This window comes from Pseudomonas bijieensis (assembly GCF_013347965.1).
In the GTDB taxonomy this organism is placed as follows: Bacteria; Pseudomonadota; Gammaproteobacteria; order Pseudomonadales; family Pseudomonadaceae; genus Aquipseudomonas; species Aquipseudomonas bijieensis.
The window spans coordinates 765,611-776,377 of record NZ_CP048810.1; the positions used below are offsets into that span (position 1 = coordinate 765,611).

General features: G+C 60.1%; 8 protein-coding genes. All 8 read left to right on the forward strand.

The features are described from left to right. Positions 1–122 precede the first annotated feature (122 nt). The gene (locus GN234_RS03215; RefSeq protein WP_176687862.1) at positions 123–1,676 is read left to right on the forward strand and encodes a GMC family oxidoreductase; all 1,554 of its coding nucleotides are present in this window, start codon (positions 123–125) and stop codon (positions 1,674–1,676) included. 450 nt (positions 1,677–2,126) lie between these two features. Next, entirely contained in the window at positions 2,127–4,352 is a 2,226-nt protein-coding gene (locus GN234_RS03220) for a type VI secretion system Vgr family protein (RefSeq protein ID WP_109754104.1), read from the forward strand. A 16-nt stretch (positions 4,353–4,368) separates the two neighbouring features. Beyond that, positions 4,369–4,827 carry a DUF6484 domain-containing protein gene (locus GN234_RS03225; protein WP_109754103.1) on the forward strand — a complete coding sequence of 153 codons (459 nt, stop codon included), beginning with the start codon at positions 4,369–4,371 and terminating at the stop codon, positions 4,825–4,827. 15 nt (positions 4,828–4,842) lie between these two features. Further along, entirely contained in the window at positions 4,843–5,958 is a 1,116-nt protein-coding gene (locus GN234_RS03230) for a DUF2169 family type VI secretion system accessory protein (protein WP_176687863.1), read from the forward strand. Beyond that, positions 5,955–6,992 carry a hypothetical protein gene (locus tag GN234_RS03235; RefSeq protein ID WP_176687864.1) on the forward strand — a complete coding sequence of 346 codons (1,038 nt, stop codon included), beginning with the start codon at positions 5,955–5,957 and terminating at the stop codon, positions 6,990–6,992. The genes GN234_RS03230 and GN234_RS03235 overlap by 4 nt, the downstream gene beginning before the upstream one ends. After that, positions 6,992–8,074 (forward strand): PAAR-like domain-containing protein, encoded by a 1,083-nt coding sequence (locus GN234_RS03240; RefSeq protein WP_109754100.1) that lies wholly within the window; start codon positions 6,992–6,994, stop codon positions 8,072–8,074. Before GN234_RS03235 ends, GN234_RS03240 begins: the two co-directional genes overlap by 1 nt. 10 nt (positions 8,075–8,084) lie before the next feature. Then, positions 8,085–8,993, forward strand: coding sequence for a hypothetical protein (locus tag GN234_RS03245; RefSeq protein ID WP_163858684.1), 909 nt, complete (start codon positions 8,085–8,087; stop codon positions 8,991–8,993). Positions 8,994–9,030: 37 nt separating this feature from the next. Continuing rightward, the gene (locus GN234_RS03250; RefSeq protein ID WP_116832443.1) at positions 9,031–10,317 is read left to right on the forward strand and encodes a TIGR02270 family protein; all 1,287 of its coding nucleotides are present in this window, start codon (positions 9,031–9,033) and stop codon (positions 10,315–10,317) included. Positions 10,318–10,767 lie beyond the last annotated feature (450 nt).

Genomic DNA, 10,767 nt, shown 5'->3' on the forward strand with positions numbered 1-10,767 from the left:
TGTTTGCCGCCGCGAGTCATAGCGCAAGCGGTAGCCGAACAGCCAGCCGCAACGTACCTCCCTGCCCTGGCGAAACTCCATGAATCTGGCGAACGAAACACTCCGCCCAAGGAGCCCTGCTCATGAGTTCCGAGCTGAAAAAACATCATTTCGACTTTATCGTCTGTGGAGCGGGCACCGCCGGCTCCGTCGTGGCCGGACGGCTGGCCGAAAATCCCGAGGTCGAGGTATTGCTCATCGAGGCTGGGGGCGGCGATGAACACCCCCATGTGCTGGAGCCGGGAAACTGGCCCCTGAACCTTGGCAGCGAGCGCGATTGGAACTTCGTAGGTGCCGCGAACCCTCATCTCAACGACAGGAAAATCCCGCTGAATATGGGCCGCGGATTGGGCGGTGGGTCCAGCGTCAATGTCATGTTGTGGGCCCGCGGTCACAAAAACGATTGGGAAGATTTTGCCGCGCAAAGTGGCGATCCTGCGTGGAACTACGCCTCGGCCCTGAAGATTTATCAACGCGTGGAAGACTATCAGGGGGCCTGCGATCCAGTCCGTCGCGGCAAAGGCGGACCGGTTCATGTCGCGCCTGTGCGAGACGCCCAGCCGATTGCGAACGCCATGCTCAGCGCGGCTGCCGGAATGGGTATACCGGTTTTTGACAACCCGAACGGCGCCATGATGGAAGGCCGCGGAGGTGCTGCCTTGAACGATCTCATCGTCAAGGATGGCCGGCGTAACTCCATCTACCGCGCATACGTCGCGCCACGCCGTGGCCAGCCCAATCTCACGGTCTTGACGGATACGCTTGTCAGTCGCGTGCTATTCAGGGACCAACGCGCCATCGGCGTGCAAACCATAAGCAATGGCCAGACCGAGTGCTTTTACGCCAATCACGAAGTCATTCTTTCGCTGGGAGCGGTCAACACGCCGAAGGTCCTGATGCAATCAGGCGTGGGGCCGGAGGAAGAATTGCAGCGCCATGGCATTGCGCTCGTCCAGCAGCTCCCCGGTGTTGGCGCCAATCATCAGGATCACGTGTCCTTTGCGGTTATTTTCGAATACGCGACGCCACAAGCGGTGGGTTACGGCGGTTCGGAGGCGACGCTCTACTGGAGCAGCGACAGCACTTTGCGTCTCCCGGACATGTTCCACTGCCAGGTCGAATTTCCAGTACCCAGCGCAGAGACCGCCTCACTCGGCGTGCCCGTACACGGCTGGACAATGTTCGCCGGCCTTGCCCACCCGGAAAGTCGCGGACGGGTCAAGCTCAGCGGCCCGAATGTGACCGATGCCCCCATCATCGAACCCAACACGCTGTCGCATCCGGCCGATCTGCGCAACGCGCTGGAAAACATTCGATTTGTCCAGGAACTGGGCGCGCAGGCCCCCTTCAAGGGCTTGGTAAAAGGTGAAAGCCTGCCTGGAAAACTGAATACCCAATCGCTCGAACACTACGCGCGCAACGCGGCCGTGACTTACTGGCACCAATGCGGTACGGCAAAAATGGGCCAGGACGCGATGTCCGTGGTAGATGGTCAACTGCGGGTCTACGGAGTCCAGGGCCTGCGCATTGCCGACGCTTCCATCATGCCGCATGTCACCAGCGGCAATACGATGGCCCCGTGCGTCGTGATCGGTGAGCGGGCCGTGGAGGCTATACGGGCCACTTACGACATATAGCATTGATGGCGGCACCATTGCGACGGCTTCATAGAAAGTGTGGGGCGGCTTTGGCTATCCGCCTCGACCTTCAGACAGCCAATGCGGGCGCATGCGGAACCAATTCGCAGGCACATGGATGCCGGGGGCTTTTTCAACGGGTTCCGGCAATGATCCGGGACGATGTGCTTGTTAATCCGCATCATCTCTTATGTATATTTGGAATTAAATAAATAGCTAAAGAAACTAAATAAACGACCTTAGCTCACCTATCTTAAAATCTTGAAACCCCTCAGGTTCCTGTTGAATAAAGAGGATTGCGAGGCCGATATGGAGATCACCTTCGTGGTGGATAGGCAGCAGTTGTTGGACTCGACTTCCCCTGGCCCTTCCTGTGGCGACAACCCTGGATCCGACGCCGCCTTCCTTAAGGCTGACTGACGCCCGAATACGAGCCACAGGAAGCCGTTCATGGCAATCACGCAAAACAATCGCTTGGTGCAGGTCGACAGTCCTCTCGGCGAAGATGTGCTGTTGCTGCAAGGCATGGAAGGTAGCGAAGAGTTGGGGCGGTTGTTCCACTACGAGTTGGACCTGACTTCCGAAGACCGAGCAATCACGTTCGACCAGTTGCTGGGCAAGCCGATGGGCCTGACCCTGGAGCTGTACGACGGCGGCAAACGCTACTTTCACGGCATTGTCTGCAGTTGCCGGCAATTGACCGGCCACGGCCAGTTCGCCGGTTACCGGATCAGCTTGCGTCCCTGGTTCTGGCTGCTCACGCGCACCTCGGATTGTCGGATTTTCCAGAACAAGACGGTGCCGGACATCATCAAGCAGGTGTTTCGCGACCTCGGTTTCTCCGATTTCGAAGACGGCCTCAGCGGCAGTTACCGCGAGTGGGAATATTGCGTGCAGTACCGCGAAACCAGCTTCGACTTCGTCAGTCGGCTGATGGAGCAGGAAGGCATCTATTACTACTTTCGCCATGAGAAATCGCGGCATGTCCTGGTATTGGCCGATGCCTATGGCGCTCACACCACTGCGGCGGACTATGAATCAGTGCCCTTTTATCCGCCCGATCGACAAATGCGCGAGCGTGATCATTTCTACGACTGGCAACTGGCCCGGGAAGTACAACCCGGTTCGCTGGCGCTGAACGACTACGACTTCCTACGCCCTCGCGCCAGCCTTGAGGTGCGCTCCAGTGTGCCGCGCAACCACAGCAACGGCGACCATCCGCTCTATGACTATCCCGGTGAGTACGTACAGAGCAACGATGGCGAGCACTACGCGCGCACCCGCATCGAGGCTATTCACAGCCAGTTCGAGCGTGTGCAGTTGCGCGGTCGCGCTCGCGGGCTGGGTTGCGGCCATATGTTCACGCTGACGGGCTATGACCGCGCGGACCAGAACCGCGAATACCTCGTGGTGGTCGCCCGTTATCAGATCCGTCAGGAAGCCTATGAAAGCGGACAGTCGGATATCGCCGAACAGTTCGTCAGCGAACTGGACTGCATGGATGCCAACCAGGCCTTCCGCCCTCTCCCCCTCACGCCCATGCCCATTGTCCGCGGGCCGCAGACTGCCGTGGTGGTCGGCCCCAGTGGCGAGGAGATCTGGACCGACCAGTATGGCCGGGTCAAGGTGCATTTCCATTGGGATCGCCATGACCAATCCAACGAAAACAGCTCCTGCTGGATTCGCGTGTCCCAGGCTTGGGCCGGGAAGAATTGGGGCTCGGTGCAGCTCCCGCGGATCGGTCAGGAAGTCATCGTCAGCTTCCTGGAGGGCGATCCGGATCGTCCGATCATCACCGGCCGCGTCTACAACGCCGAACAGACCGTGCCCTATGCGCTGCCGGCCAACGCCACCCAGAGCGGGGTGAAAAGCCGTTCGAGCAAGGGCGGCTCACCGGCCAACTTCAATGAAATCCGCATGGAGGATAAGAAAGGCGCCGAGCAACTGTTTATCCACGCCGAAAAGAACCAGGACATCGAGGTCGAGAACGACGAGACCCACTGGGTCGGTCATGACCGCAGCAAGACCATCGACAACGACGAAACCGTGCACGTCAAACACGACCGCACCGAAACCGTCGATAACAACGAAACCATCACCATCGGTGTGGACCGCAAGGAAAAGGTCGGCAACAACGAAACCATCTCCATTGGCGTGAACCGCACCGAGGATGTTGGCAGCAACGAGAAAATCACTATTGGTGCCAATCGCACCGAGAGCGTGGGCAGTAACGAGACCATCACCATCGGTGCCGACCGCACGGAAAAAGTCGGTGCGAACGAAAAAATCAGCATCGCCAGCAACCGCACCGAGGACGTGGGTGGCAACGAGACCATCGGCATCAGCGGCAACCGCAACGAAACGGTCCAGGGCAACGAAGGGATCGAGATCAACGGCAACCAGAGTACCCAGATCGGCCAGAACGAGTCCCGCGATGTCGCTCAGAACCGCAGCACGAGCATCAAGCAGAACGACAGCCTGGATGTGGGCAAGCACTTCTCCCTCAACGCTGGTGACTCCATCAGCCTGACCACGGGCGCGGCCAGCATCACCATGAAGAAGGACGGCACCATTGTGATCAGCGGCAAGAACATCACCATCGACGGATCCGGCGCCATCAACATCAAGGCCAACAAAAACGTGGTCGTCAAAGGCCAGAAAATCCTGCAGAACTAGCCACGGAGTGGGCGCCATGACCGTTGAATATCATTTCCCCGTTTCCTCTACCGCCACGCCCGCGCGCGTGGATGGCGTCGTGATTGGGGTGCTGCTGGATGTGCCCGGGGCAGATGCCCCGGTGGTGGCCTTCCCTGGCTGCCCCGGCGAAACGGGCCTCGCCGCGCGCACCACCACCCCGCTCGCCCGTGAAGACATCGGCGCCCAGGTCGCACTGATGTTCGAGGCCGGCGATTTGACCCGGCCGCTGGTGATCGGTCGCATCCAGCGCCTGCCGCAAACCGCCACGCCAGCCGTCGCCCACCTGGACGGCGAGCGCTTGGAGTTCACGGCAGAGCGGGAAATCGTCCTGCGCTGCGGTAAGGCGAGCATTACCCTCACGCGTGAGGGCAAGGTGCTGATCCGTGGGACCTATCTTTCGAACCGGTCATCCGGCGTGAACCGCATCAAGGGCGGTTCGGTGCAGATCAACTAGACAGGTAGTCGACTCATGGAGCTGCTCAACGCCAGCAAACTGTTTGCGGCCTACACCCAGGGCCTGGAGCCCGATGGTCGCGAATCCCTGGTGATCGTGGCCAAAGGCACGTTTGATTTACCGCTGGACGGCCGTGCGGCAACCCTCGCCGACACCCAGCAACCGCTGCTGATGGCCGACACCTTCCTCGGCGAGCCGGGCCTCAGCGCCCCGCTGCAGGAAATGGACTTCGCCCCGGTCAAGCCATTCTGCGATGTGCTGGTACGCGGCAAGGCCTATGCCCCAGGCGGGCGGCCCGTGACGCAGCTGGCCGCGGGCATTCGCGTCGGGCAGATGAGCAAAGCCTTTTCCGTCCTCGGCCCCCGACAATGGCAACCGGGGCTATTGGGGGTATCTCCCGGTTTACCGCAGCCCTTTACCCAGCAGGACATCTCCTATGCCCAGGCCTACGGAGGCTCCCATCCCATGGCCAAGAATCCGGATATGCGTCATTGCTACCCGGACAATCCAAGCGGTTGCGGTTGGTTTCCAGGCAGCATCGACAGTGCTGAAGTCGCTTACAAGCCAATGCCGAATACGGAAGAACTGGGCAAGCCGATCGACAGCCCCTCCGGCGATTTTCGCCCCATGGCCCTCGGCCCCATCGGTCGTAGCTGGCCACAACGCGCCCGTTTCGCCGGTACCTACGACGAGGCCTGGCTGGCCGACTGCTTTCCGTTTCTCCCGCAAGATTTCGACCGTCGCTACTTCCAGGCAGCCCCTGACGATCAGCAGATTCCTTACCTGCGTGGCGGCGAGGACGTGCTACTGCTCAACCTCACGCCCCAAGAGCGCGCGGGCTTTCGCATCCCTGAAATGGAGGTTCCGGTGACGTTCTTCTTGAAAAAAGGTGGCCATGAGACTGTGCAGGCGGTAATCGACACCCTGCTGATCGACACAGACGCGCGCCAGGTGCAACTGACCTGGCGTGTTTCCCGTCCTTTGCGGCGCAACCTGTTCGAGATCGCCCAGGTGCTGGTTGGCACAATGTCCACGGGTTGGTGGCGCGCCCGTGAACTGGGCAAGGATTACTACCCGTCGCTCTCCTCCCTGGTAAAATCCAGGCGCGCCCCCGAGGAGATGGACGGATGACCGCACTTTGCATCATCGGCTCCGGCATGGTCAGCGCTGTCGGCCTCAGTGCACCCGCGAGCTGCGCGGCGATCCGCTGCGCCATCGACAATTTCCAGGAAACCCGTTTCATCGACCAGGGTGGCGAATGGCTGATGGCCGCCAGCGTACCTCTGGAGCAGCCCTGGCGCGGCCGCACCAAGTTGCTCAAGATGGCCGCTCGCGCCATCGCCGAAGCCTTACAGAGCACCCCCGGGGTCGATCCGGAAAAAACCCCGCTGCTGCTGGGCGTGGCCGAAGTCGAGCGTCCCGGCCGCCTCGCCGGCCTCGACAAGGGGTTGCTGCAGGCTATCGAAACCGAACTGGGCCTGCGTTTTCATCCGGACTCTTACATCATCGCCCGTGGTCGGGTCAGCGCCGCCGTGGCCCTGCTGAATGCGCGCACGCTGATCTACCAGAGCGGCCATCGCCACGTACTGATTGCCGGCGTCGACTCTTTTCTGAACGCATCGACGTTGGCCGCCTTCGAAGAACGCGAGCGCCTGCTCACCAGCCAGAACTCCAACGGCTTTATCCCCGGCGAAGGCGCCGCCGCCGTGGTGCTGGCGGCCCCCGTCGCCCGTGAAGAGCCGCAACTGGCCTGCATGGGGCTGGGGTTCGGCGTGGAGAAGGCCACCGTGGAGGCCGAAGACATTCCCCTGCGCGCCGATGGTCTGACTCATGCCGTGCGCGCAGCCCTGAGCGAAGCCGGCTGTGGGTTGGAGCAGATGGATTATCGGCTCACCGACATCTCCGGTGAGCAGTACTACTTCAAGGAAGCATCCTTGGCCCTCAGCCGAACCCTGCGCGTGCGCAAGGAGTTCTTCCATCTCTGGCACCCGGCCGACTGCATTGGCGAAGTCGGCGCCGCCATCGGCCCGGCCATGCTCTCCGTGGCCCTGGCTGCCAGTCGCAAGGGCTATGGCGAAGGACCGAATATCTTCTGCCACCTCGGCAACGACGCTGGCGAACGCGCCGCCGTGATGCTCAGTTACCAGACTGTGAGGGCTGCGTAATGGCGAATGAGGTGTATGCCAACAATATGGAAATTTCCTGCAAGGCGGCGGATGGCAAATCGATCGCCTGCTTCCCGGATGTCTGCTTCACCCCGCCCCAGGCCCCGCCCACCCCGCTGGGGGTGCCGATTCCCTACCCCAATACCGGCATGGCCAAGGATACGACCAAGGGCACGCGAACGGTTAAGATCAGTGGCAAGGAAGCCATGCTCAAGGATAAGAGCTATTTCAAGACCAGTTATGGGGACGAGGCTGGCAATGCCCCGAAAAAGGGGATCATCACCGGCAAGATCAAAGGGAAGGTCTATTTCACGGCCTGGTCGATGAATGTGAAATTTGAAGCTGAAAACGTCGTACGAAATATGGACCTGACCACCCATAACCACGGTTCAACGTCCAACACACTGGCATGGCCCTATTTGGATGCGGTAGCAATGGCCGACCCCAACAACCCTTGTGTCAAGTCAGGCACCGTGGAAAAAGTAAAGGCGGCCTGCCCGCCGCCAGCCAAGTCATTGTCTCGCGGCGCAATACCCGGCCCCGCCGACAATACAAGCCCCGCGTGCTGTGAAGCACGCAAATGCATGCTGGTACCAAATTCGCCCAAAACCCGCTGTTCAAAATGTGGGGGAAAGACCCCGCACCACCCGGTACCGGTAGCAGATTTATCGACACCCCGGCCCATCAATCCGAAAACCGGGAAGCTGAAAGTCCGTGGTGATCCTTTCGTCCCGACATACGATCACAACAAGGCCCCCTGCATATGTGTAGAGGGCGCTGACCACAACTCTCGTCAAGGCCCGACGGAAAAACTCATGCAGCATGGACGTATCGGTAGGGGGTACGTGGTCAAACGAGATGCGATGTTGGACGGTCGTGATGATTTCACCTACGCGCAAATAAGTGACCTCTCGGCCCAAGCGGTCGCCGATGAGACGGGCTGCGATAAAAACTGCCTGAAGGCTCAGATCGACAAAGGTCACGCAGACCTGGGCGTTGGCCCGGAATCAAGTATGCGCAGGGGGGAAGTTCGCGCACCCGCCCTTGAAAAGAAGCCGAAGAACCCGGCCCCCTTGATATAGAGATGCCATCATGAACAATGAAGACTCCCTGTTTTTCACCTGTGGCCTAATTGTTAAGCCGGGCACAATCGTTATTCCTGCGCAGTACAACTCCCTGCCGGACGAACAGATGTCCAGGGTCGCCTTCTGCTTCGATGGAAATTGGGTCTACAACGACGTAGACAACGATGTCATCGGGGCGGTCTGCTTCAGACGCAGTGACAACAGCCTCTGGATGCTTGGACGAAATGGCAACCTTCGTTATGTGAGGTCTGGCTCGGCGGACTTCACTCTGGACAACATTCGAGGAAAGTTCGAAAACCATCGCATCGAAACAGGTCGGCTTGGCGAGCTGCTTTGCATAAGAGAAGTCGAGAACCAGTTGTACATCTGCGGCCAGTCATCCCAGGTTTATCGTCACTCAAACGGTGCATGGACGAACATGAGCCCTCCCGGAACGAAAATAGGCTCTCCAACCTTGGAAAGCCTGGATGGCCTGTCGCACGACAATATCTATGCGGTGGGTGAAAAGGGCCTCATCCTGTACTACGACGGATCGTACTGGAGCACCCTGGACTCCCCAACCAATCGCCCGCTGTCATGCGTAAGGTGCAAGAGTGAAGAGGAGGTTTATGCATGCGGGAATGATGGTCTGTTGCTGCTAGGCAACCGCGATCGATGGCAGGTCATCGACACAGAGAGAACCATGAATTTCTGGGACATGGCGCTGTACAACGGGGATCTGTACCTTTCCCATGTGCACGGCATCGTTCGATATGATGGGCAGGACTTCTTCGACATCGATACGGGCCTTATACCCCCTCCCGGCGCCCATAAACTTGATGCCCGTGATGGACTGCTGTACTCCTTTGGTGTTGACGACATACTCAAGTTTGATGGCAATCAGTGGGAGCGGGTGATATGCCCGCACAACACATGAGTTTGCCCGCCACCTCGATCATTGCGATGCTTGGTTCATGAACAACTCGCTGTCCCGGGTGGTCGAGCAGCACGCCGAAGAAGCCAGCTTCCTCGTGGTCCTGCGCGACTATGCCCTGCGCGCACCGCACTACGACATCGAGCACCTCGACAAACTCGATAACCGCCTTGACGCCCACCTTGATGGCTTGCGCATCGCAACCCCTGACGGCCTGCAAACTCTATTGGCCCAGCTCGGCCCGCACGCCATCGGCGAGATGTTCGCCAGTGTGGTGCTGGCTTTCGAGGCGGCCGATGCGAACGTGCTGTCGCGGCTCAGCGAACATTTGCGCACGGCCATGGAAACGGAGCGCGGTTATCTGATGGCCTTGGGCTGGCTCGACTGGGAGCGGATATCGCCCTGGATCGAGCGCATGCTCGCCGCCCCTGCCCCGCTGTTCCGCCGCCTCGGCCTCGCCGCCTGCGGCATGCATCGCCACGACCCAGGCCCCGCCCTGCTGGCCGGACTTTCCGATGCCGACCCCAGCGTGCTGGCGCGTGCCGCGCGCACGGCTGGCGAACTGCGCCGGCGTGACCTGCTGCCGGTGATTCGTGCCCACCGCCAGCATGAAGACGCCGCCACGCGCTTCTGGGCCAACTGGGCCACCACCCAAATGGGCGATCAGCAGGCCTTGGAGCCTCTGCGCTCATTCGCCGAACAACCGGGCGAATTTCAATACCGCGCGCTCTGTGTGCTGCTGGCCTGGCAGGAACGCGAGCCCAGCATCGCCTGGATACGCCAGTGGGTACAGGATCCCCGGGATCGGCGCATCGGCATCGAGGCCCTTGGGCTGCTGGGCGATCCGGTCTGCGTGCCCTGGTTGATCCAACAGATGAGCGACCTGCCCTTTGCCCGGGTCGCCGGCGAAGCCTTCAGCCTGATCACTGGCGCTGACCTGGCGTTGCTTGATCTGGAACTGCAGGCCCTGCCGGATTTCGATGCGGGCCCGAACGACAACCCTGAAGATCCCAATGTCGCGATGGACCCCGATGAGAACCTGCCCTGGCCCGACCCGCAGGCAATCGAAAAATGGTGGCAAGCCAACGGCGGACAATTCCAGGTGGGTACGCGTTATATGCTGGGTTTGGCCCATAGCGAACACAGTTTTCAGCAAGCCCTTGTCCACGGCCAGCAACGCCAGCGCATCGCCGCCGCCTGCGGCCTCGCCCGCTATCGGCCAAACGAAGTGCTGTTTCCCACTAGCGCGCCGGCCTGGCGGCAAAAGAGGTGGTTGGCAGCGGTCAACGCCGCATCGAACATCAGCGGCACGAAACCACCGAGCTAATCCTGTACCGGCGGGCATTTGTGATCCCGATCGGCTGCGATTCCCGGGTGTGTGGCCTGAGGCGCGGCAGGGTAACAACGTTTTTTGGTGAAGCAGCACACAAAATGTAAGAGATGTACAAAATAATTATCCTACGTTTCGGTCGCTAAAACAGCGATCTTCCAGGGAATGCGCGCGTCTACTGGGCCTTTGAGCCCGTGGGCTTTGAGCCTTTAGCGCTGGCCGCATCGGACATCACATCTCTCTCCGTCTACCGATTTTCAACGGTTGACCGCCCAGTCATAGCGTCCTAGCCTAAGCGCGCGGCAAAAACCGGAGCAGTCATAGGACGTCGCATCAACGAACAGTCCTTTCTGACGCTCCTCTGGCAAGGGAATGTGCCGCGAGCGACTGCCGGCTCCAGTCTCATGGAACCAGCTTGCACCAGCCCTCACATTACATGGACGTGTC

Coding starts and splice junctions, on each gene's coding strand:
- GN234_RS03215 (WP_176687862.1), top strand. CDS start 123: ATGAGTTCCGAGCTGAAAAAACATCATTTCGACTTTATCGTCTGTGGA.
- GN234_RS03220 (WP_109754104.1), top strand. CDS start 2,127: ATGGCAATCACGCAAAACAATCGCTTGGTGCAGGTCGACAGTCCTCTC.
- GN234_RS03225 (WP_109754103.1), top strand. CDS start 4,369: ATGACCGTTGAATATCATTTCCCCGTTTCCTCTACCGCCACGCCCGCG.
- GN234_RS03230 (WP_176687863.1), top strand. CDS start 4,843: ATGGAGCTGCTCAACGCCAGCAAACTGTTTGCGGCCTACACCCAGGGC.
- GN234_RS03235 (WP_176687864.1), top strand. CDS start 5,955: ATGACCGCACTTTGCATCATCGGCTCCGGCATGGTCAGCGCTGTCGGC.
- GN234_RS03240 (WP_109754100.1), top strand. CDS start 6,992: ATGGCGAATGAGGTGTATGCCAACAATATGGAAATTTCCTGCAAGGCG.
- GN234_RS03245 (WP_163858684.1), top strand. CDS start 8,085: ATGAACAATGAAGACTCCCTGTTTTTCACCTGTGGCCTAATTGTTAAG.
- GN234_RS03250 (WP_116832443.1), top strand. CDS start 9,031: ATGAACAACTCGCTGTCCCGGGTGGTCGAGCAGCACGCCGAAGAAGCC.